This is a genomic window from Peribacillus folii (assembly GCF_030271255.1).
GTDB lineage: Bacteria > Bacillota > Bacilli > Bacillales > DSM-1321 > Peribacillus.
The window spans coordinates 172,439-194,830 of sequence record NZ_JASJOM010000001.1; the positions used below are offsets into that span (position 1 = coordinate 172,439).

Below are 22,392 nucleotides of genomic sequence, written 5' to 3' on the forward strand. Positions count from 1 at the left end.
AATGGGGGAAATTCACTAGCTCTGCTAATCGAGGGCTCATTAGACAAATTCCCCCATTTGCAGCATGGTCCTTTACGCTCATCTTAGGAGGCTTACATACAAACTTACAATATCTTCGCCCCAATAATAAGCCGTCAATGTTCCAAAAACGATGTACGGGCCGAATGGGATGACAGTTTTCTTATTAAGGGCACCACTGAGCATCCCGATGATGCCAAAGAATGCCCCATAAAAACTCGCAAAAAGGAAGGATAATAGCATAAGCTTCGTACCCAAGGTAAATCCGATCACTGCAAACAGTTTAATATCACCGCCACCCATACCGCCCTTGCTCACTACGGCGATCAGAAGGGGCAGACTGAACCCGATTGCCGCACCAGCTAGCGAATCCCACCACGGTGACAGCGGGAACGATATCCGGAGGATAATAAAAATCAGCATAAAGAAAAGCAGGATTTTATCAGGTATGAGCATATAGGTCACATCGGATACAAAGATGATCATGAACAACGAAATCAATGTCCAGCATATAAGTAGCTCACCCGAATAACCGAGGAATAGCGGAGCTGATACAAATAAAATGCCCGTCAGCATTTCCACGATCGGATATAGAAGGGAAATCCCCGCTTTACAGCCCCGGCATTTCCCGCCCTGCAGCACATAGGAAATGACCGGTATCAGCTCAAGAGATGTCAAGGTACGCCCACAGGAGGGACAAGCGGAGCGACGGTTCACAAATGGGGTGCTTACCGGAACACTTAAGCCGACAACATTAAAAAATGAACCTAAAATCAAGCCTAGTATGAATATATAGACGTGGGTAACCATCATTCAAGCAACATGCACAAGGAAACCGTCCATCTGGCCCGTTTCCCGACCTGCATATCCTCCATCAGCATGTCCCATGTTTTTGCCAGGACATCCCTTTTTCGAAACTCATTACGGTTCCTCATGTCATTTCCTCCCCGTATTTACTCTTCAGGCCGGCCCGTCAAAAGCCTGTTGATTCTAGAAACAATATATAAGCATATTTTAACAAATATACGTCGAGTTGACGGACAAAAACTTCATGAAAGGATTGGATCTCCCCGTAATTCCCCTCTGGCTCTTCCAAATATTCACTTCATGGCAAAATTGATCGGTTTCCGATTCGGACCGATCAGTCATGCAGGAATGATCTCGCAAGTGAAAGGAAATGCAGGGAACCTGTGATGACAAGCGCTTCTTTATCCCCTGTTTTCCGCCTTCCTTCCGTAATGGCTGCCTGCCAATTCGTGATCAGTACTTTATTCTTATGATGAGAGGCTTCATAAAGCGCCTGCGCAGCCTCCGCGCGATCATGGGCGAACTCGGTAATGATGACTTCAAGCGCATCTTTTTCAAGTTCATGAAGCATCTTGGCATAATCTTTATCCTTGAATGAGCTGAAAATGAATCGGTAGTCATAGTCAGGGTAATGCACTTTCAGCGTATCCATGAGGACCTCGATGCCCGCCGGATTATGGGCACCATCCATGATCACCAAAGGCTCTTCGGATGCTCTCTCAAAACGGCCATTCCATTTTGCTTCCGCGATTCCCCTGCGGATGCTATTTTCATCGATATGTTCAAGGGCGATCAGGACAGCAGCAATGGCCAATGCCGCATTCTCGATTTGATGCTGGCCCAACATGCTCATTTCAATATGATCGATGGTCCTATTTCCTTGCGTAAACGAAAAGCTCTGCCCGCTTTCACTTTTTTTGATATGCCCGATTTGAAAGTCCCTGCCTGATTGGTAATACGGAGCACCAACTGCAATCGCTCTTTCTCCGATTACGTCCGCCGGTTCTTTCGCCGTCACCCCGCTTATGACCGGCGCCCCGCTTTTGATGATGCCTGCCTTCTCTGCAGCGATTTCCGCCAGTGTGTCACCGAGGATATTCGTATGCTCCAAAGATATCGAGGTAATGATCGAAAGCAGTGGCTTGATGACATTCGTCGTATCCAGCCTGCCTCCAAGCCCGGTTTCCAGCAAAACCAAATCCGCCTCTTTCTTGCTAAAATAAGAGAATGCCATAGCTGTCAGGATTTCGAATTGAGTGGGATGATTCCCTGCTTCATCCATCTCTTGGATGAACGGCCGCAGTTCCGTGAAGACGGACACGAACTCTTCATCGCTGATTTCCGCTGCATTTATCTTCAGCTGCTCATTCATGCGGATTAAATACGGCGAGGTGAAGGACGCGACCCGGACGCCTTCTGCCATCAGCATCCCTTTCATATACTGCAGTGTCGAACCTTTCCCATTCGAGCCGGCAATATGTATATACGTTAACCCTTCATGCGGATTGCCTAATTTACTTAATAATGCTTCCATCCGTGACAATCCGAAATTCATGCCCAACCGGACTTGCCGCCGTTCAAAAAAATGATTGATTTCTTCCATGGTCGTTGTCATTAAACCTCGAGCCCCCTCTATCTTTCTACCGCTCTAATGCGTTAAGATTATTTTATCAATATATGAACGATTAACCTAGATGAAAGGTAGTGTATTCCATGAAAACTTCTGACATCCACTGTTGGATTGTCGTGAATGGCTATTTACAGCATGATAAATTTTCCAGTTTGGCTTTATTCATTCAAGCAGCAGCCGAAAGAAAAAAAATCAAGGCAACCTTAATGCGAAACTCAGATCTAATTCCCGTCATCGAAAAAGGAGTCCCTTTACTTAAGGGAGCGTTTGGAAAGCTGCCTGATTTTGTCCTATTCATGGACAAAGACATCCATTTGGCGCGCCACTTGGAATTGCTCGGCCTTCCGGTTTACAACAGCAGTTCTGCCATCGATATTTGCGACAGCAAAGCGAAAACGCATCAAGCACTGGCAGGGCATAACATTGCGATGCCAAAGACTGTCTTCCCTCCTTTCACATACGAGGGGATTGAACGGGCCGATATGGATGCTTTTATGAAAATCGGGAGCGAACTTGGATTCCCGCTTGTCGTCAAGGAGTCCTACGGTTCTTTCGGGGAACAAGTCTATTTGATTCAAACGGAAGAAGAACTTCTCAGGGCGGTCCGTCATCTTGGCCACAAACCATTCATCATCCAGGAATTCATCAGGCACAGCAAAGGACGGGACATTCGTGTCAATGTCGTCGGCAATCAGGTCATAGCTGCGATGCAGCGCCATTCCGAGATTGACTTCCGGGCCAACATGACAGCTGGGGGCAGGGCCCAGCCCTATACGCCCACAAAGGAGGAAGCAAACCTGGCGATCCGTTGTGCAGAGATTCTCGGCGCCTCATTTGCCGGCGTCGATTTGTTGTTCGGTGAAGATGGGCCGCTTTTGTGCGAGGTCAATTCCAATTCGCATTTGCTGAATATATATGAATGCACCGGCATCAACATCGCGGACAGCATGTTTGATTATATGCTGGACAATTTAGGAAAAGGGAGAGCGTCAAATGAAAAAGCAAGCAGGCTGGCTGATTTATAATCGCGAGGATGCCGAAAAAAATAAAGGCTACATAGATTGGATGCTGGACGAGGCAAGCAAGCTTGATCTTGATTTGCATTTCTACCATCGTGAAGACCTTCGGATCGGTCATCGCTGCAATGCGTTATATGCGGAGCATGTGCTGGGGCCAATCACACCGCCAGACTTTGCCATCGTGCGGACCATCGATCCTTTTTTCACAAGACAGCTGGAGCAAATCGGGATTGTTTGCTTCAACTCCTCTTTCGTATCCGAAATGGCGAATGACAAAGCAAAGACCCATCAGTATTTATCGACGTTGGGAATTCCGATGGCCGATACCGTATATTGCAGCGGACGGCCAAAGGCAACTGATATGACCTTTCCTTTCATCGCTAAAGAAACAAAAGGCCGCGGCGGGAAGCAGGTGTATTTAATCAAGAATGACGCAGATTTGGCCCAGTTGAATGATGGAAACTGGATCGTGCAGCAACCCGGCCGATTCGGACAGGATATCCGTGTTTTTGTCATAGGCAAACAAGTGAAGGCCGCCGTGCTCCGCGAATCAGCTTCCAGCTTCAAGGCGAATTATACGTTAGGCGGAACCGCTTCCTTATATGAACTGGCTCCCCATGATTTAGCGCTGGTGGAAAGAATCATCGAAGCGTTTGAATTCGGCCTGGTCGGCATCGATTTCATTTTTGCCGAAGACGGCAGCCTGATGCTCAATGAAATCGAGGATGTCGTCGGGAGCCGTACTCTAAGTGCCTTGAGCGAGATCAATATCGTAAGGGAGTACCTCACATTCATCAAGGAAAGGATCAACTCCCTTCATGACGTTCAAGATTATCATGAATAAAAAGGAGGAACCAGCCAATGTGCTGGTTCCTCCTTTCATGCTTACAGTTGTTTCAATTCATTGATTCTGTGGATCACGGAGTCGCGTTTTTCGCTATAGTCTTTTTCCTTGGCCCGCTCTTCTTCAATGACGCTTGCCGGCGCCTTCTTGACGAAGCCCTCGTTGCCTAATTTTTTCTGTACACGTTCCACTTCTTTATTGAGTTTGTCGAGCTCTTTCTCAAGACGTTTCACTTCTTCATCAATATTGATCAGTCCTGTAAGCGGGAGGATCAGCTCCACTCCGGTTACGACAGCCGTCATCGCCTGGGCTGGCTCTTCGACTTCAATGCCGATCGTCAATTGTTCAGGATTACAGAAGCGTTCAATATAACTGCTATTCTTCTGCAGGGTCGCCAAGGTGGATTCGTCCTTCGCTTTTAAAATCAAGTTGATTTTTTTGCTTAGCGGCGTATTCACCTCAGCCCGAATGTTACGGACGGAGCGGATGATTTCAACAAGCAGCTTCATTTCCTCGGCTGCAGCCGTATCCGTCAATTCTTCGTTCACTTCCGGCCAAGCGGCAACAGTGATGGACTCTCCTTGATGCGGTAGGTTTTGCCAGATTTCTTCAGTGATGAACGGCATGAAGGGATGCAACAGCCTCATCGTATTATCGAGCACGTAAGCCAAGATTGAACGTGTCGTTTTCTTAGCCGCTTCGTCTTCACCGTATAATGGAAGCTTCGCCATTTCAATATACCAGTCACAGAAGTCATCCCAAATGAAGTTATAAAGTACACGGCCGACTTCACCGAATTCATAACGGTCCGCAAGTCTCGTCACGTTCGTGATCGTTTCATTCAAACGTGTCAAAATCCATTTATCTGCTACGGATTTGTCGCCGCTTAAATCGATTTCATCGTACGTCATTCCATTCATGTTCATTAAAGCAAATCGGGATGCGTTCCAAATCTTATTGGAGAAGTTCCAAACCGCCTCGACTTTTTCCGTACTGTAACGAAGATCCTGACCTGGTGAGCTGCCTGTCGATAAGAAGTAACGCAGGGAGTCTGCTCCGTATTGATCGATGACATCCATCGGATCGACACCATTGCCAAGCGATTTACTCATCTTGCGTCCTTGTTCATCACGAACGAGGCCGTGGATCAGTACATCTTCGAATGGACGTTCACCCGTGAACTCAAGAGCTTGGAAAATCATCCTTGAAACCCAGAAGAAGATGATGTCATAGCCTGTCACAAGTGCGCCGGTCGGGTAGTAGCGTTTGAAATCGACACTCTCGGCATCAGGCCAGCCCATCGTCGAGAACGGCCATAAAGCCGAGCTGAACCATGTATCCAGAACGTCTGTATCTTGTTCCCAGTTCTCCGCATCCGCTGGTTCTTCATGTCCTACATACACTTCACCTGTTTCTTTATGGTACCAGGCCGGAATGCGGTGGCCCCACCAAAGCTGACGGGAAATGCACCAGTCGCGAATATTTTCCATCCAGTGTAAATACGTTTTTTCGAAACGGTCTGGGACAAAATGGACTTTTTCATCATCCGACCCTTTTTGAAGCTCCACCGAAGCATCAGCAAGCGGCTGCATTTTAACGAACCATTGCGTGGAAAGATACGGCTCGACAACAGCTCCGCTTCTTTCTGAATGCCCGACTGAGTGCAGGTGATCTTCGATTTTGAAAAGGACGCCCTCTTCCTGAAGGTCTTTGACGATTTGTTTACGGCATTCAAAACGATCCATGCCTTCATATTTACCGGCCTTATCATTCATCGAGCCATCTTCATGCATGACGAGGATACGCTCCAGATCATGACGGTTGCCGATTTCAAAGTCATTCGGATCATGTGCAGGTGTAATTTTAACCGCACCGGAACCGAATTCCATATCGACATAATCATCACCGACAATCGGGATTTCCCGGCCCGTGAATGGCAGGCGGACCATTTTGCCGATCAAATGCTTATACCGATCATCTTCAGGGTGTACAGCAACCGCCGTATCGCCTAGCATCGTTTCCGGACGGGTCGTGGCTATTTCGATTTCACCCGTACCATCCACCAACGGATATTTCATATGATAAAACGCACCTTGAACATCCTTGTATATGACCTCGATATCGGATAGCGCCGTTTTCGTCGATGGATCCCAGTTGATGATGTATTCACCCCGGTAAATCAGGCCTTTGTTGTAAAGGGAAACGAATACTTCACGGACCGCTTTAGAAAGCCCCTCATCAAGCGTGAAGCGTTCACGCGTATAATCAAGGCCAAGACCAAGCTTTGACCACTGTTCACGGATATGGCTTGCATATTCTTCCTTCCATTTCCATGTTTCTTCAACGAACTTTTCCCGTCCCAGGTCATAGCGGCTTACGCCTTCGGCACGAAGTTTCTGTTCCACTTTCGCTTGCGTCGCGATACCGGCATGGTCCATGCCCGGCAGCCATAAAACATCATAGCCTTGCATCCTTTTCATGCGCGTCAATATATCTTGAAGCGTCGTGTCCCATGCATGGCCGAGATGCAGCTTGCCTGTCACATTCGGCGGAGGGATGACAATCGTATAAGGTTCTTTTTTATCGTCACCCGTCGTTTCAAAAAACTTCCCATCAAGCCACCATTTATAGCGGCCTTTCTCTATTGTCTGCGGATCATATTTAGTCGGCATTGAAATCTGGTTCTCTTCCATATCATTTCCTCCTTTTGGGCATAAAAAAAACTTCCATCATCATAAAAGGACGAAGGAAGTTGTTCGCGGTGCCACCTTTTTTCCGAAATAAGATAAAGCATCCCTTTCGGCTCTCAAATCGGATAACGGCTCTTCACCGGCCTTCGCTACTAAAGATTTTTCACGAAAACTGCTCGCGGACGACTTCGGATGCTGCTGCCTGGAAGCCTCCCACCAATTGGCTTCCTCTCTGAAAGGTGCATGTCATCTTACTAATTCCGGTCTTAGCATTGATTTATATTCATATGTAAAATCATTAAATGCATATAGTATATAGTACAAAAAATATGGGGCTAGAGTCAATCATCTTTTCGCTTACTTTTTTTAAAGAAGCAGGGACATTGCTATTTCATAGTATCCTCCACTAATGCTCATTGTGACGGCTTTTTCACCTTTTCCACTGCCACCCATAGTATATTAGAAGTCCTAAAAAGGAAGGTAATGAATATGAAACGAAGATATACTCCCTACACTTTACCGCCTTGGATGAAAAAATTCCGCGGTGTCTGCCAGCAGTTCATCGTTCCCTTCATCGTTTTCCAAGGATTGCGGACACTGATTTTCCCGACGTTCTTTGATATGCTCCTGTTGGTTGCATTCATTTTCCTGGCCTTGTCTTTATACTTCGAATGGATTTAATTATGCCCTAACAGCAAAAAAATATACATGACTGGAGATGATCCAATCATGTATATTTAGCTTGAGGGTGATTGCTCTTCTTTGGCAGCCTCGGCAGCCGCCTTTTTTTGCTGTTCAATTTCCTCGATTTTCATCACCATATATTCGACGTTCTTCAACAACCAGAATTGCCGCTGCAGTTGAGTGACATCATCCAGCTCCGAGCGCTGCGACCTGCCATCCGAATAGCCCTTCACCAATTCCAAAGCAGAACCAGGGAAGGCAAGATAGCTTTGCATGAGAAGCAATTCCTCTTCCTTCAGCGGAAAATATCGCATATAGTTATACAGCCAATCGACGCTGTCATCACATTGGGTAGGGTAGGTCCTCGCCGATTTAACGAGAAAAGGCAATAAATCGAAATGAGGCGGCGCCATATTCGAGTTCTCGAAATTGATGAAATAACCATATCCCCGTTCATCATAAACGAAATGCTTAAGGGAGACTTTTCCGTGAGTAACGACGGTTCGAACCTTCTCACTTTCCTTCGTCTTTTCATACCAGGTTTCAAACTTCTTGATCGAATATTTCAATGCCTGTGAAATATCATTGAAGAATGAGCATACCGTCATTTCGAATGGTGACATATACCACTTCTTTTCACAGCTGACAATGTACTCATCCATAAAGTCCTTCTCATTATTCCAGGCATCTAGCGTCCGCTCATAATGCGCTTCCCGTTCTTCTGGATCCACTTGGATTTCTTTTACAGTCAAGGTATGCATCCGGGCAAGCTCCCTGAACATTTGCTTATGCTTTTCATCACGCTCCCCGTCCCCTGCGTTGTTCAGCCACGGCATCAAATAATACAGCCTGCCATTATGGAGGACGGCAAACCGTTGGTCCATCGTTTGATAGATGGGAACGATGCGATTATAACCGCGATGATACAGCTTTTGCACATTTTTTATAAAATCAATGCCATTATGCGGTAAAATCGACTTCAAGGCAAACGTACCGCGATCACTGTATACCTTCTTCACCCGTCCGAAATCCTCGATATATTGTACATAAAGGGCATATTGCTTCAAAACGTTTTCCGTGTCCCAATCCCGATTGGCCGACTGCTGATTCTCGTTTTCCTCCACGAGACTCACTCACCTTCTCTAAAAAAAACTTAAACCGTTCTCTTCGTAAAAAACAGGAGCAGGCTTTTATGGCTGCTCTGCTCTCTGTCACGGTTAATTTTTATAGGCAACCGCCTTCGGTATATAGACGACTTGACCTTCCTCGACATTCTGATTCGACTCCAATTCATTGCTGAAGAGTATCGACTGGACCGTCACTTCATAACGCTGGGCCAGATCTTCAAGCGTCTCTCCTTGCTGAACGATGCAAACCTTCATCCTTACCAGCTCTTCTTCTTGCTTCCTGCCGAATAGATCCATGATGGAGGATTGCTTCTCCCCATGGTCAGCCGTTTCTTTTTCATCCCGTTCCGCGGCGGCTTGCTTCCTGCCCTTATAGCTTTTCACTTCCTTGGCTTGCGGTGCTGGCCTTTCCCTCTCTTTAAACAGCTCGCTAATCGACGAGTGAGGCTCCTCTTCTTTTTCCACCTTCACCTGTTCATTAAGAATCGGACCTGCCGTAACAGCCTCATCCTCCTGAAGGGTCGGCCCCTCCGTCTTAAACCGTGCGACTTGGCCGCTCACAATTGGAACACTTTGAAGATTCGCATCTTGCTCCTGAACCTCATTTGCCTTCAGGGACTCTTTTGGCGAGTCCTGCCTGCTAGGCTTTTCTTCTTGCATGGACGATACAGGCTCCTCGGACACTTGTTCACTAGCATCCTGTTCTTCCTGCCTGCTTACTTCCGCCTCCCACTCCTCCTCTTCAGGATATGGTGAAACCGGCATGTCAAATACAGGAGCACTGTGTTGATCGCTAATATAAATGGGTTCTTCTTCTTCCTCTTCGTTAGCTTCAGCTACTCGTTTTGCCTCCGCAGAAAATGGTGTATAAAGCTCATCTTCCTCCTCATCCCGGAAAACAGGCTGAAAATCCGGAATGGTCGGCATTCCAGCCGCATAGGGAATGTACGACTCATTTTCGCCATCCGTTTCTTCCTGCTCCTCCACTTCCCCTGCTTCTTGTTCGGCCTCGAGCCGTTCTTCCACATATGAATCATTGTATATTCCGGTTATCAGCAAGTCGGCCTGCAATTTCAAGCAATTATGTTCAGGCAACGCATAGTCAAAGCTCTGAATCGAGACGTCGATTTCCTCCAATGAGGCAACCCGATTGGTCGGAATCGTTATATCAACCGGAAAACGGTGTGTGAACTCATTAAGTCCATTGAGACGCCTCTCGACCTTTTGCACCGCCTTTGGCAAAAAGGTTTGCGAGAACTCCTCTTGTTCACCATTTTGCGAGTCCTTGTATTCACCGCATAAGTCTAACGAGCCTCGGATAAAAACGTATTGATCACTCTCTTGAATCGTCACATTCGGGTCCAGGGAAATCGAATAAAGCTCAGCCACTTCCTGTCCCTTCTGGAACCAAACGGATTCCTCTAAAGAAAATCGTAAATGCGATTCATTTTCTTGCGACAAGACAACTCCTCCTTTCAACTTCAGAAACGGTACATATACCAATAACAATCTATGTGGAAAGACGATTGATTATTCCTTATTTTCATCGAGCCATAGGTCGTCCTCTTTGCACCCTTTTTTTAAAGGAGAAGTTACTTATGCAATTATTTTGAATAGTCTCATTAAATGAATAAAAAAAGACAGGCACCCCTTCTCCAAAAGGCATTTGGAAAAGGGAGTCCTGACTTAGAGCTTTATTGTGTTCATTTTTTTAATTGGGCACATGCCTTTTCTGCCGCAGAGATGGTTTTTTCGATATCTTCATCGCTATGTGCAGTGGATAGGAATAAGCCTTCGAATTGGGACGGCGGCAAGTAGATGCCTTGGTTTGCCATTTCCCGATAGTAAGAAGCAAAAAATTCCAGATCGGATGTTTTGGCCGTATCATAGTTGATGACTTCTTCATTCGTGAAGAATAGTCCGATCATTGAGCCCGCCCGATTGAAGGTATGGGGAACATCATACTTTTTGGCTGCTTCCCCGATGCCTTGTTCAAGCAAATCACCTTTCCGGGTGAATTCTTGATAAGATTCCGGCGTCAGCTGGCTCAGTGTTTCAAGTCCGGCCGTCATGGCCAGCGGGTTTCCTGACAATGTTCCCGCTTGGTAAATCGTTCCGCTCGGAGCGATCCGTTCCATGAATTCGCGCTTGCCTCCGAACGCTCCTACCGGCAGGCCGCCGCCAATCACTTTTCCAAGACAAGTCAGATCCGGTGTGATGCCAAAATACCCTTGAGCACATTGATAACCGACACGGAAGCCTGTCATGACTTCATCAAAGATCAATAATGCCCCGTATTGAGTCGTCACATCCCGTAAGCCTTCGAGGAAACCAGGCTGCGGTGCAACGACGCCCATGTTCCCGGCAACCGGCTCAACGATGATGCAAGCGATATCTTCGCCAAATTGTTCAAATGCATATTTGGTTGCTGCAAGGTCATTATATGGTACGGTGATCGTATTTTTGGCAATGCCTTCCGGTACACCGGGGCTATCGGGCAATCCTAACGTCGCAACGCCGGAACCGGCTTTGATTAGCAAGGAATCTCCATGTCCGTGATATGAACCTTCGAATTTGAGGATTTTATCACGTCCTGTAATGCCTCGTGCCAACCTTAAGGCACTCATGGTCGCTTCCGTTCCGGATGATACCATCCTGATCATTTCAATGGAAGGCACGCGGTCTATGACCAACTTAGCCAGCTCATTCTCGATCAACGTAGACGTTCCAAAGCTTGTGCCTGTTTCCGCTACCTTTTTCAAAGCTTCAACGACACGATCATTTGTGTGACCAAGGATAAGCGGTCCCCATGAAAGAACATAGTCGATATATTCATTGCCATCGATATCATACATTTTTGAGCCTTTGCCGCGCTCCATGAAAATGGGATCCATGTCCACAGATTTGAAAGCACGTACCGGGCTGTTCACTCCGCCTGGCATCAAATTTACTGCTTCGGCAAACGCTTTTTTCGATTTTTCATATGACCGCATGATTCAATCCCCTTTTCCCATTTTATTATCTTTGTTCTTCGTCCATCCACCGTGCAACATCTTTTGAGAAGTACGTGATGATCAAGTCGGAGCCTGCACGCTTCAATCCTGTCAGCATTTCCGTCACGATTGCTTTCTCGTCGATCCAGCCATTTTGGGCTGCTGCCTTGACCATCGAATATTCACCGCTGACATTGTAGGAAACAACAGGGAGATTAAAATTATTTTTCACATCACGGATGATGTCCATGTAAGCAAGTGCCGGTTTGACGATCAGGAAATCCGCACCTTCAGCGACATCGGATTCCGCTTCCCGAAATGCTTCAAGACGGTTGGCAGGGTCCATTTGATATGTTTTCCTGTCTCCGAATTGCGGCGCTCCATTCGCAGCATCGCGGAAGGGTCCGTAAAATGCAGAAGCATATTTCACCGCATAAGACATGATCGGAATGTCTTCATACCCGGCTTCGTCCAGTCCGGCACGGATCGCTGCCACGAATCCGTCCATCATATTCGAAGGGGCTATGATATCGGCTCCGGCCTCTGCCTGGCTGATTGCCGTTTTGGCAAGAAGGTCAAGGGAGGCGTCATTGAGAATTCTTTCTCCTTCAACCACTCCGCAATGGCCATGGCTTGTATACTCACAAAGACAGGTATCGGCGATGACAATGACTTCAGGATATCGTTTTTTAATGAGGCGGGTCGCTTCCTGCACGAGTCCGTTATGGTGAAATGCGCCTGATCCTTGTTCGTCTTTATCATGCTCAAAGGGTACACCGAATAAAATGACGGATTTAATCCCAAGGCTTACCACTTCATCCATTTCCGCCTCCAAATTATCCATGGAGAGCTGATAGATACCAGGCATCGAGTTGATTTCAGTTTTCACCTGTTCACCATCAATGACGAAGATGGGATAAATCAAATCCTCTTTATGCAATTGCGTTTCACGCACCAAAGCCCTCATGCCAGCACTTGCACGCAAGCGGCGGTGGCGATTAAATGGAATGTTTTTCATTGTAAAGTTCCTCCCTTAGTATTGCGTTTCATGATGAAGCGAATGATATCGTCAACCATGGCGTCCGTTGTGTAGACACCCGGACATACATCCACTGCTAATCCATGTTTAACAGCGGTCTTGGCAGCGATGGGTCCAATGCATGCGATGACGATCCTGTCTATGTATGCACCCAGCTCATGGCGTTCCATGATCTGCAGGAAATGGTTGACCGTCGAAGAACTCGTAAAGGTTATGATGTCAATGGCATGATTCTTTATAAGATGCACGAGTTCTTCTTCGCTGCTTGCTGGAAGTACGGTATGATAGATGATCACTTCATCACATGATGATCCCGCATCACTGATTGCTTCTGCAATGACGGACCTGGCGAGATTCCCTTTCGCCAGAAGTACACGGGCTCCCGGTTTGATTGAGGCAATGAACTCCGAAACGAACCCTTCCGCAACGAATTCGGTTGGGACGAAATCCGCCTCATATCCGTATCGTTTCAGGGCGACTTCCGTTTTGGAACCGATCACCGCTATTTTTGGAAGCGTGCCAGGCCGTTTCCCGAGAAGCTTAAAGAAATAATCGACGCCATTTTGGCTGGTCAGGATGATCCAGTCATAGGTATGGATCGCGCCTAAGCACCTTTGAACCTCCTTCAAATGGTCAGGCAGGGTGAACTCCAGCAACGGCACAAGCAGCGGGGTTCCGCCATGTTCCTCGATTGATGACTTCAAGCCATCAGCCTGTCCTTTCCCTCTGGTGATCAATACCTGATAACCCTTAAGGGGCTGGAAGGGAATCATTACTGATCGAGCTCCGCTTTTACGCGATCGATTAATTCTTTACCGCCCATTTCACTAATTTTCCTGGCAGCTTCATGTCCAACTGCCTCGGGATCTGTACCCTCGACCATTTCCTTGTACATCACCTTTCCATCCGGTGAAGCGACCAATGCCGTCAAAGTGACGGAGCCATTATCCTTCGCCACTGCGAAGCCGGCAATCGGCACCTGGCACCCGCCCTCCATTTTATCCAAATAGGCACGTTCCGCTTCGACCGTCCTTTTTGTATGGGCACACGTCAATTTCTCAAGTTGGTCGAGCAACTCTTTGTCGTCTTCACGGCATTCAATGGATAGCGCTCCTTGACCAACTGCCGGGATGCAAATGTCTTCATCTAAAAATTCGGTAACGATCTCCCGTTCCCAGCCCATTCTTGAAAGTCCGGCTGCCGCCAGGATGATCGCATCATAGTCCTCCGTTTTCAGCTTATTCAAACGGGTATCGATATTGCCGCGAATCCATTTAATTTCAAGATCAGGCCTTCTCGCCAAAAGTTGAGCGCCGCGGCGCAGGCTGCTTGTGCCGATGATGGAGCCCGGCTTCAATTCAGATAACGTTTCATGATTTTTCGATATCAGGGCATCCCGGTGATCCTCACGCGGCGGTATGCACCCGATCGTCAAGCCTTCGGGAAGCACTGCCGGCATATCCTTCATGCTATGTACCGCCATATCTATTTCTTTGTCCAGCATCGCCTGTTCGATTTCTTTAACGAACAAGCCTTTGCCGCCTACCTTGGAAAGTGTTACGTCAAGGATTTGGTCACCTTTTGTGACAATCTCCTTCACCTCGAACTCATAAGGAGCACCTAGTGCTTTAAGTTGGTCGATCACCCAATTCGTTTGGGTGATCGCTAATTTGCTTCGTCTAGAACCGACAATAATTTTTCTCATAGTTTCCTCCTAAGTAGTCCAAAAGTGGAATGTTGAAAGGCTTCCGAAAAGGAAAAAGTTGATTAATACAATCATGAAGGATCCAATGTTCAGAAAGGCCAGTGTCCTTCCATACATTTGTTTCCGGATTTTCAAGTACAAAAACACACTGTAGCCGATGAGCAATATGAATGAACCAATGATTTTCATATCTAGCCACGATACACCCGGCACTTTTATATAAGCCCATTGTATGCCGAGGATGAGCGAGACCACCAATAAGGGAACTCCTATCGCGGCAAGCACATAAGACATATGCTCAAGCTTGGTTAAATCACCAAGCCGGAGCAGCCTTTTGCCCCACTTCTTCCGCTTCAATAAGTCATATTGGATTAAGTAGAGCAGGGAAAATACGAAAGAAAGCGTAAATGCCCCGTAAGATAGAATCGCAAAGGTGATATGTATGAGCAAAAGCTCCGAAACGAGACGCTGAGCAAGAACCTGCGATTCAATCTGGACAGGCGCAAAGGTATGGATGGCCATGACCATGAAGCCTAAAACATTCGTAAAAAAGACCGTGAAATCGACTCTCAGCAAGCGATTGATGATCAATGATAACGATACGAGGACCCATGCATAAAAGTATAAGCCTTCAAAAATCGTCAATACCGGGAACCTTCCCGTTTTCCATACATACAGAAACAAAAAAATTGTTTGCAGCACCCAAACAATAGAAAGCAACCAGAAAGCGACCTTATTCGCCTTCTGGTCATTATTAAGGAAGTCCATAAAATATAAAAGCATACTGATGGCATACAACAATACTGTGGCTTCGTGCAATCTTGTCATTAGTAATTCCATATCTACCTCATTACTGGACAGGAACTGGATTTAGCAGGGATGCCTTGGAGCCGTTCCGCACTTTTTCATCATCCGCCACCAGGTGGTCTTCTATCAATTCCTCCAAGTGGAAGATTTTCACGAAGTTATTTAATTGCTCTTTTGCATTCGGCTCATCCGCCAGCTCTTTTGCATAAAGGATCGGATCTTTTAACATTTGGTTGATGATGCTCTTCGTATGCTTGTTCAATACCTTTTTGTCACGTTCGCTTAAATGCGGAAGCTTTCTTTCAATGCTTTCCATCGTTTCCTTCTGTATCGAAAGCGATTTTTCCCGCAAGGAAGAAATGACAGGGACCACACCAAGCAAATTGATCCACTGATTGAAATCGACGATTTCGGATTCAATCATCAGCTCTATTTTCTCGGCCGCTTTTCTGCGCTCTTCGATATTCGCCTGAACGATTCCTTCAAGATCGTCGATGTCATACAAGAAGACATTTTCCAACTCGGCCAGCGTTGGATCGAGGTCACGCGGAACTGCAATATCGACCATGAAAATGGGACGGCCTTTACGAAGCTTGTTCACGAAGGTCATCATTTCTTTAGTTACGAGAAGCTCTTTCGACCCAGTGGAAGTAATCAGGATATCCGCATCCACTAAAGCGCATTGCAGCTCCTGAAGCTGTTTCGCCCTCCCATTGAACCTGCCGGCCAAATCGACCGCTTTCTGGAAGGTGCGGTTAATGACCGTTATGCTGTCTGCACCATTGCTATGAAGATTTTGAATGGCCAGCTCTCCCATTTTACCCGCACCAAGAATCAGGACGTTCTTGCCATTGAGACCGCCGAAGATTTTTTTGGCAAGCTCGACGGCAGCATAGCTGACAGAAACGGCATTCGTATTGATTTCCGTTTCCGAATGGGCTTTTTTCGCCAATGTAAGGGCTTGCTTGAAGAGATGGTTAAACACGGTCCCGATCGTATCTTCTTTCTGCCCCAACATGTAGCTGGAACGAACTTGTCCCAAAATCTGGGTTTCACCAAGTATCATGGAATTCAAGCCGCACGTAACTGAAAATAAATGCTCGACGGCCCCATCTCCCTCATAAATGAACAGGTATTTAGAAAATTCCTCTTTATCGATATGAAACCATTCCGAAAGAAATTCCTTGATGTAATACCTGCTTGTATGAAGCTGGTCACCGACCGCATATATTTCCGTTCTGTTACATGTTGAAATAATGATGTTTTCCAAGATGCTTTTTTTATTTTTAAGAGCTTTCATTGCCTCGGCAAGTTCGGCTTCGTTAAACGATAGTTTTTCCCGAATTTCAACAGGGGCAGTTTTGTAATTAATACCAACCGCTAGAATATGCATCCTTTTGTTTTGCACCCCCAAAATTTTTCGTGTAAATTTATTATAACATGTACTAAAATGGATTCACGCAAATAATATGAACAGTTTATGAAAACATATGCTACCATGAAAAGACGGCTAAAACGCCAGGATCGCTCCACAAGGTGTCTAGCGGGATTTATAAGTTACATACATATTTCGACACTGTGTACAAAAGTAACATAACAAAAATGGCAAAAAACTTCAAGTAATCGAATTGGATAGGAGGATCCCATGAAAACGCAACGCATTTTCCCTGGAATCGTTTTAATCGGTTTCGGCCTTTATTTTTTTCTTGAACATTCCCAAATCGAAATCTTCCCGGACTTTTATAGCTGGCCGACGCTACTTTGCATTGTCGGTGCCGCCTTCCTGATCCAGGCCTATAGCGGCAATGAATTCGAGTCGATCCTGCCAGGCGTGATCCTGCTGGGGTTCGGGGCCCATTTTCACATCGTAAAAAACCTGGAAATATGGCCGGATAATATAGGTATCTTTATTTTAATCATCTCCCTAGGTTTTATACTGCGGGCCCGCAAAACAAATACTGGAATGTTTCATGGGTTGATACTGCTGATCATTTCGGTACTATTCTTATTTTATGATAAAATCACGACCTCCTTCGGGCTGGTGGAAACGAGCACGGCGAATATCGAAAGATTTTGGCCATTTGCCTTGATGGCAATCGGGATCTATTTTTTGGTCCGAAAAAAGTGATCTGGCAAAGCACATTCTAAAAAAAAGGGTATTCCGCATCCGGAATACCCCTTTTTCGTTTACATATACTTCTTGAGTACGCCCCAGGCTTGTTCTTTCCCTTCGCCCGTTTCTCCAGAGAAAAGAAGCAATTCATCTTCTTTTTCCATGTTTAACGTTTGGCGCGTGACTTTTAAATGCTTCTGCCATTTGCCCTTCGGAATCTTATCCGCCTTTGTGGCAATGACGATCCTCGGCAGGTCATAATGCTTCAGGAATTCGTACATCGCGATATCATCCTTTGTCGGCGGATGACGCAAATCGACGACCAGAAGCGCAGCACGGAGCTGATCACGGGAAGTGAAATACGTTTCGATCATCCTTCCCCAAGCATCACGCTCGGATTTGGATACCTTTGCGTAGCCATAACCAGGAACATCCACAAAATGAAGTGCTTCATTTATGATATAAAAGTTCAAGGTCTGTGTCTTTCCCGGTTTGGACGATGTGCGCGCCAGGTTTTTCCGGTTGATCATTTTGTTGATGAAGCTGGATTTCCCAACATTGGAGCGGCCAGCCAGGGCAAACTCCGGTATTGGGGTATTGGGATATTGTTCAGGCTTTACGGCACTGATGACAATATCTGAACTTGTCACTTTCATTCGTCCGCACCTGCCAATGCATGCTCAAGAACTTCATCGACGTGTGAGACTGGAACAAATGTTAATGCTTTACGGACACTCTCCGGGATATCATCAATATCCTTTTCGTTATTTTGCGGAATGATGATTTTCGTAAGTCCTGCACGGTGAGCCGCTAAAGATTTTTCTTTAAGGCCGCCGATCGGAAGAACCCGTCCGCGTAATGTAATTTCGCCTGTCATGCCTACCTCTTTTCTGATCGGCCTGTTGGTAAGGGCCGATATTAACGCTGTTGCAATCGTGATGCCTGCAGAAGGCCCATCCTTGGGGACCGCACCTTCAGGGACATGAATATGAATATCATATTTTTCATGGAAGTTCGTATCAATATGAAGTTTCTCGGTTTTGGAACGGACATAGCTGAAAGCTGCCTGTGCTGACTCTTTCATTACATCACCAAGCTTGCCTGTCAATATGAGTTTGCCTTTTCCTGGTGATAAGGAAACCTCGATTTGCAATGTATCGCCGCCAACCGATGTGTAGGCCAAGCCATTGGCTACACCGACTTGGTTCTCGACTTCCGCCTGTCCGTAATGGAACATCGTTTTTCCCAGAAACTCCTCGACATTCTTGTCCGAAATGACGACCCGCTTTTTGTCCCCGGACACGATGATTTTCGCAGTCTTCCGGCAGATGCCTGCAAGCTGCCGCTCCAGACTCCGGACACCGGCTTCCCGGGTATAGTAACGGATGATTTTGGTAAGTGCTTCTTCACGGATTTGCAATTGGGTCTTCAATAAACCATGGTTTTCCAGCTGTCTTGGCAGCAGGTGATCCTTGGCTATATGAAGTTTCTCTATTTCAGTATAACCTGCAATCGAAATGATTTCCATACGATCGCGAAGCGGGCCGGGAATGGAGCCCAAATTATTAGCCGTTGCTATGAACATGACTTTGGATAAATCATACGTTTCTTCGATATAATGGTCACTGAAGTTATGGTTTTGCTCCGGATCGAGGACCTCAAGCATCGCTGCGGATGGATCGCCTCTAAAATCATTGGACATCTTATCCACTTCATCCAATAAAAAGACGGGATTGATCGTTCCGGCTTTTTTCATGCCCTGGATGATCCGTCCTGGCATTGCCCCTACGTATGTGCGGCGATGTCCGCGGATTTCAGATTCATCACGCACTCCCCCTAATGAAATCCGGACAAAGTTCCTATTCATGGAAGTTGCGATTGATTTCGCCAAACTCGTTTTTCCGACACCAGGAGGTCCGACCAAGCAAAGGATCGGCCCCTTCAAGGAGTTGGTCAATTGCTGGACGGCCAAATACTCCAGCACCCGCTCCTTCACCTTTTCCAGCCCATGATGATCTCTATTCAAAATTCTTTCAGCTTTGTGGATATTCAAATCATCTTTCGTCGCATTGGACCAAGGAAGTGATATCAGCCACTCGATATAATTGCGGATGACAGAGCTCTCGGCAGAGCTTGAAGGCACTTTTTCATAGCGGTCCAGTTCCTTCAGGGCGGCTGCCTTAATGTGTTCTGGCATGTCCGCTTCTTCAATCTTTTCGTTAAGGACTTCAATTTCGCCAGTCTTTCCTTCTTTGTCGCCCAATTCCTTTTGGATCGCCTTCATTTGTTCACGCAGGTAATATTCCTTTTGCGTCCGTTCCATCGAACGCTTGACGCGCTGGCCAATTTTTTTCTCAAGAAAAAGAACCTCTTTTTCATTATTGATGATTTCAATGACACGGCTCAAACGCTTTTTCATATCGATGGTCTCTAGCACTTCCTGCTTTTCCTTCAGCTTCAAAGGCAGGTGGGAGGCAATGATGTCAGCCAATCTCCCTGGCTCTTCAATATCCGAAGTGGATGTGAATGTTTCACCGGTTATTTTCTTGGACATTTTTATGTATTGTTCAAAATAATCCAGAAGAGTGCGCATCAATGCTTGATGTTCCGCATCCTTTTCATCACTGTCTTCATATATTTTTATTTTGGCACCATAATGTGTCTCATAATCGTAAAATTCAACGACCTCTGCCCGGTTCAAACCTTCCACCAGTACCCGGATTGTTCCGTTCGGAAGCTTCAGCATCTGCTTTACTTTTGTCAATGTTCCCATTTTAAATAAATCTTCTTCACCTGGTTCGTCCAACGAAACATCTTGTTGTGTCGTCAAAAATATAAGATGGTCTTCCACCATTGCTTTCTCAAGGGCTTGCACCGATTTATCTCGGCCTACATCTAAATGAAGTACCATCGTTGGATATACAAGCAATCCTCTAAGCGGCAGGAGGGGGACGATGATTTCTTTATCAGTCATTTCCTGACACCTCCATCTATTTAATATCGTCGTTGTAAACTATTTACCCATGTTCTCGACCTTTTAACAATTCTATCCTATTTATATAGAAGTGTCTATTCGTTTACCTTCACACGTTTCGACTGCTTTTATTATCTCCAATATCAACTAAAAAAGCACGCCTGAACTCGCGATTTTTTTTCATATATGAAGATTCATGACTTCATCAGAATGCCCCGGTTCCATTAAGCCGGGGCATTTCCTTTATACGCTTTCTTTTTTTGATAGGTCCAAGGATGTGAGGATTTGCTCCGATATCATTTCCTTTTTCAATGCTTGATCCAGCACTTCTTTTACATGTGTAACGGGGATGATTTCAATATCCTTGATTTCCAATAACAGCGGCTGCATATTATCGGCAGGGATGATCACTTTCGTTGCTCCTGCTAGCTTTGCCGCCTTGATTTTCGGTATGACTCCGCCAATCGGCTTAACACCGCCATGGATGCTGATTTCTCCAGTCATGGCAATCGTGTGGTCAACGGGGATTTTATAAATGGCCGAGTATACGCCCGTTGCCATCGCAATCCCTGCAGAAGGGCCATCGACGGGACTTCCGCCCGGGAAGTTCACATGGATATCAAATTGGTCGGCTGGCACCCCCATCGACCGGAGAACCGTAATCACGTTTTCAATCGAGCCCTTCGCCATGCTCTTGCGGCGGATCGACTTGCCAGTTCCCCCGCCGATGCTCTCTTCTTCAACAATACCAGTAATATTGATCGAGCCTTTTTCATTGGATGCGGCCATGACGGTAACCTCTATTTCCAGCAATGCCCCTGAGTTGGGACCATAAACTGCGAGGCCATTGACAAGACCTATTTTCGAATTCGACTCTATTTTACGATCCATGCGTTGCGTCAATTGACTGCTATGTGCCATCCAATCAATATCTTCTTCTCGTATGAAGGTCCTGTCTTCATTTATCGAGATCCCTGCAAGCGTCTGGATCATATTGACCGCTTCCCTGCCATTTCGGGCATAATCGGAAACCGACTGCAAACCTTTTTCACTTATCGAGATCCCCACTTTATCGGAGGCATTCTTTGCGACTTTCATTATCTCTTCCCGGTCAAGCTCACGGAAAAAGACCTCTATGCATCTTGAACGGATCGCAGGTGCAATTTCATTCGGTGTCCGCGTCGTCGCTCCAATCAAGCGAAAGTCGGCAGGCAGCCCGTTTTTGAAAATATCGTGAATGTGAGTGGGGATATTTTGATTTTCCTCTTGGTAATAGGCGCTTTCGAGAAAGACCTTCCGATCCTCCAAAACCTTTAAAAGTTTATTCATCTGGATGGGGTGGAGCTCACCTATTTCATCAATGAACAATACCCCGCCATGAGCATTGCTGACAGCGCCTTGCTTTGGCTGCGGGATTCCGGCCTGTCCCATTGCGCCGGCGCCTTGGTAGATCGGATCGTGCACCGAACCAATCAACGGATCGGCAATCCCCCGCTCATCGAATCTGGCTGTCGTCGCGTCCAATTCAACAAACACCGCTGAGCTCTTAAAAGGTGATTTCCCGTTTTTCTTGGACTCTTCAAGCACAAGTCTGGCCGCTGCGGTTTTCCCGACCCCTGGAGGGCCATAGACGATGACATGCTGCGGATTTGGGCCGCATAATGCAGCCTTCAATGATTTGATCCCATCTTCCTGGCCGATGATTTCGTTGAATGTGCTCGGCCTGACCTTCTCAGCCAATGGTTCCGTTAATGAAATGGACCTCATCTTCCGTAATTGGTCCATTTCCTTTCTTGAGTCTCGGTCAATCGAAACCTTCTGGGTCCGTTGGCCTTTCAATAGGTTCAAAAAATATAACCCGATAATAATCCCAAAAAACAGCTGAATAAACAACGCCAATCCTGTCCAATTCATTCTATTCCCTCCTGCACTCTCCTAGTTT

Annotated in this window: 19 protein-coding genes and 1 other annotated feature; of the genes, 4 read left to right on the plus strand and 15 right to left on the minus strand. The window is 46.4% G+C overall.

The genetic code is table 11. From position 1 onward, the window contains the following. Nucleotides 1–78: 78 nt before the first annotated feature. From QNI08_RS00855 to QNI08_RS00865, 3 genes are all read right to left on the minus strand, one after another. Nucleotides 79–831 carry a prepilin peptidase gene (locus QNI08_RS00855; RefSeq protein ID WP_285765543.1) on the minus strand — a complete coding sequence of 251 codons (753 nt, stop codon included), beginning with the start codon at nt 829–831 and terminating at the stop codon, nt 79–81. Then, entirely contained in the window at nt 828–953 is a 126-nt protein-coding gene (locus QNI08_RS00860; RefSeq protein ID WP_285765544.1) for a hypothetical protein, read from the minus strand. The genes QNI08_RS00855 and QNI08_RS00860 overlap by 4 nt, the downstream gene beginning before the upstream one ends. A 206-nt stretch (nt 954–1,159) precedes the next feature. Further along, entirely contained in the window at nt 1,160–2,440 is a 1,281-nt protein-coding gene (locus tag QNI08_RS00865; protein ID WP_285765545.1) for a bifunctional folylpolyglutamate synthase/dihydrofolate synthase, read from the minus strand. 98 nt (nt 2,441–2,538) lie between these two features. Here QNI08_RS00865 and QNI08_RS00870 point away from each other — a divergent pair, with 98 nt between their 5' ends. Further along, complete coding sequence (locus QNI08_RS00870) at nt 2,539–3,480, plus strand: ATP-grasp domain-containing protein (protein ID WP_285765546.1); 942 nt, start codon at nt 2,539–2,541, stop codon at nt 3,478–3,480. Beyond that, complete coding sequence (locus tag QNI08_RS00875; protein WP_285765547.1) at nt 3,449–4,318, plus strand: ATP-grasp domain-containing protein; 870 nt, start codon at nt 3,449–3,451, stop codon at nt 4,316–4,318. The genes QNI08_RS00870 and QNI08_RS00875 overlap by 32 nt, the downstream gene beginning before the upstream one ends. Before the next feature lie 41 nt (nt 4,319–4,359). Here the strand turns inward: QNI08_RS00875 and QNI08_RS00880 are convergent, their stop codons facing one another. Further along, nucleotides 4,360–7,011, minus strand: coding sequence for a valine--tRNA ligase (locus tag QNI08_RS00880; RefSeq protein ID WP_285765548.1), 2,652 nt, complete (start codon nt 7,009–7,011; stop codon nt 4,360–4,362). 42 nt (nt 7,012–7,053) lie between these two features. Beyond that, nucleotides 7,054–7,285: a binding site (T-box leader), on the minus strand. A 212-nt stretch (nt 7,286–7,497) separates the two neighbouring features. Here QNI08_RS00880 and QNI08_RS00885 point away from each other — a divergent pair. Beyond that, the gene (locus QNI08_RS00885) at nt 7,498–7,689 is read left to right on the plus strand and encodes a hypothetical protein (protein ID WP_285765549.1); all 192 of its coding nucleotides are present in this window, start codon (nt 7,498–7,500) and stop codon (nt 7,687–7,689) included. 56 nt (nt 7,690–7,745) lie between these two features. Here QNI08_RS00885 and ysxE read toward each other — a convergent pair whose 3' ends face one another. The 8 genes from ysxE to hemA all read right to left on the minus strand — a co-directional run bounded on the left by ysxE (nt 7,746) and on the right by hemA (nt 16,756). Beyond that, a complete protein-coding gene (ysxE, locus tag QNI08_RS00890) occupies nt 7,746–8,816 on the minus strand; it encodes a spore coat protein YsxE (RefSeq protein ID WP_285765550.1) in 1,071 nt (356 codons plus the stop codon). Nucleotides 8,817–8,909: 93 nt separating this feature from the next. Further along, a complete protein-coding gene (spoVID, locus tag QNI08_RS00895; protein ID WP_285765551.1) occupies nt 8,910–10,280 on the minus strand; it encodes a stage VI sporulation protein D in 1,371 nt (456 codons plus the stop codon). Nucleotides 10,281–10,522: 242 nt separating this feature from the next. Next, entirely contained in the window at nt 10,523–11,812 is a 1,290-nt protein-coding gene (gene hemL / locus QNI08_RS00900; RefSeq protein ID WP_285765552.1) for a glutamate-1-semialdehyde 2,1-aminomutase, read from the minus strand. A 25-nt stretch (nt 11,813–11,837) separates the two neighbouring features. Next, entirely contained in the window at nt 11,838–12,830 is a 993-nt protein-coding gene (gene hemB / locus QNI08_RS00905; RefSeq protein WP_285765553.1) for a porphobilinogen synthase, read from the minus strand. Further along, complete coding sequence (locus QNI08_RS00910) at nt 12,827–13,588, minus strand: uroporphyrinogen-III synthase (RefSeq protein ID WP_285765554.1); 762 nt, start codon at nt 13,586–13,588, stop codon at nt 12,827–12,829. The genes hemB and QNI08_RS00910 overlap by 4 nt, the downstream gene beginning before the upstream one ends. Before the next feature lie 35 nt (nt 13,589–13,623). Beyond that, entirely contained in the window at nt 13,624–14,556 is a 933-nt protein-coding gene (gene hemC, locus QNI08_RS00915) for a hydroxymethylbilane synthase (protein ID WP_285765555.1), read from the minus strand. 9 nt (nt 14,557–14,565) lie between these two features. Beyond that, on the minus strand, nt 14,566–15,396 hold the full coding sequence (locus tag QNI08_RS00920; protein ID WP_285765556.1) for a cytochrome C assembly family protein: 831 nt from the start codon (nt 15,394–15,396) through the stop codon (nt 14,566–14,568). A 10-nt stretch (nt 15,397–15,406) separates the two neighbouring features. After that, nucleotides 15,407–16,756: a glutamyl-tRNA reductase gene (gene hemA, locus QNI08_RS00925; RefSeq protein WP_285765557.1), complete on the minus strand. Its 1,350-nt coding sequence runs from the start codon at nt 16,754–16,756 to the stop codon at nt 15,407–15,409. 252 nt (nt 16,757–17,008) lie between these two features. Between hemA and QNI08_RS00930 the strand changes: the two genes are divergently transcribed. After that, nucleotides 17,009–17,491 (plus strand): LiaI-LiaF-like domain-containing protein, encoded by a 483-nt coding sequence (locus QNI08_RS00930; RefSeq protein WP_285765558.1) that lies wholly within the window; start codon nt 17,009–17,011, stop codon nt 17,489–17,491. A gap of 59 nt (nt 17,492–17,550) precedes the next feature. Here QNI08_RS00930 and yihA read toward each other — a convergent pair whose 3' ends face one another. The 3 genes from yihA to lonB form a co-directional block, all read right to left on the minus strand. Beyond that, on the minus strand, nt 17,551–18,132 hold the full coding sequence (yihA, locus tag QNI08_RS00935; RefSeq protein WP_285765559.1) for a ribosome biogenesis GTP-binding protein YihA/YsxC: 582 nt from the start codon (nt 18,130–18,132) through the stop codon (nt 17,551–17,553). Then, nucleotides 18,129–20,450, minus strand: coding sequence for an endopeptidase La (gene lon, locus QNI08_RS00940; protein WP_285765560.1), 2,322 nt, complete (start codon nt 20,448–20,450; stop codon nt 18,129–18,131). Before lon ends, yihA begins: the two co-directional genes overlap by 4 nt. Before the next feature lie 243 nt (nt 20,451–20,693). Then, nucleotides 20,694–22,364 (minus strand): ATP-dependent protease LonB, encoded by a 1,671-nt coding sequence (lonB, locus tag QNI08_RS00945; RefSeq protein WP_285765561.1) that lies wholly within the window; start codon nt 22,362–22,364, stop codon nt 20,694–20,696. Between the last annotated feature and the right edge of the window lie 28 nt (nt 22,365–22,392).

What these genes read in the sequence shown, in the direction of transcription:
- hemB (WP_285765553.1), bottom strand. Translation starts at nt 12,830, where the DNA reads ATGAAAAACATTCCATTTAATCGCCACCGCCGCTTGCGTGCAAGTGCT.
- hemA (WP_285765557.1), bottom strand. Translation starts at nt 16,756, where the DNA reads ATGCATATTCTAGCGGTTGGTATTAATTACAAAACTGCCCCTGTTGAA.
- QNI08_RS00855 (WP_285765543.1), bottom strand. Translation starts at nt 831, where the DNA reads ATGATGGTTACCCACGTCTATATATTCATACTAGGCTTGATTTTAGGT.
- hemL (WP_285765552.1), bottom strand. Translation starts at nt 11,812, where the DNA reads ATGCGGTCATATGAAAAATCGAAAAAAGCGTTTGCCGAAGCAGTAAAT.
- lonB (WP_285765561.1), bottom strand. Translation starts at nt 22,364, where the DNA reads ATGAATTGGACAGGATTGGCGTTGTTTATTCAGCTGTTTTTTGGGATT.
- QNI08_RS00860 (WP_285765544.1), bottom strand. Translation starts at nt 953, where the DNA reads ATGAGGAACCGTAATGAGTTTCGAAAAAGGGATGTCCTGGCAAAAACA.
- QNI08_RS00885 (WP_285765549.1), top strand. Translation starts at nt 7,498, where the DNA reads ATGAAACGAAGATATACTCCCTACACTTTACCGCCTTGGATGAAAAAA.
- QNI08_RS00880 (WP_285765548.1), bottom strand. Translation starts at nt 7,011, where the DNA reads ATGGAAGAGAACCAGATTTCAATGCCGACTAAATATGATCCGCAGACA.
- yihA (WP_285765559.1), bottom strand. Translation starts at nt 18,132, where the DNA reads ATGAAAGTGACAAGTTCAGATATTGTCATCAGTGCCGTAAAGCCTGAA.
- QNI08_RS00865 (WP_285765545.1), bottom strand. Translation starts at nt 2,440, where the DNA reads ATGACAACGACCATGGAAGAAATCAATCATTTTTTTGAACGGCGGCAA.
- QNI08_RS00870 (WP_285765546.1), top strand. Translation starts at nt 2,539, where the DNA reads ATGAAAACTTCTGACATCCACTGTTGGATTGTCGTGAATGGCTATTTA.
- lon (WP_285765560.1), bottom strand. Translation starts at nt 20,450, where the DNA reads ATGACTGATAAAGAAATCATCGTCCCCCTCCTGCCGCTTAGAGGATTG.
- QNI08_RS00930 (WP_285765558.1), top strand. Translation starts at nt 17,009, where the DNA reads ATGAAAACGCAACGCATTTTCCCTGGAATCGTTTTAATCGGTTTCGGC.
- QNI08_RS00875 (WP_285765547.1), top strand. Translation starts at nt 3,449, where the DNA reads ATGAAAAAGCAAGCAGGCTGGCTGATTTATAATCGCGAGGATGCCGAA.
- hemC (WP_285765555.1), bottom strand. Translation starts at nt 14,556, where the DNA reads ATGAGAAAAATTATTGTCGGTTCTAGACGAAGCAAATTAGCGATCACC.
- QNI08_RS00920 (WP_285765556.1), bottom strand. Translation starts at nt 15,396, where the DNA reads ATGGAATTACTAATGACAAGATTGCACGAAGCCACAGTATTGTTGTAT.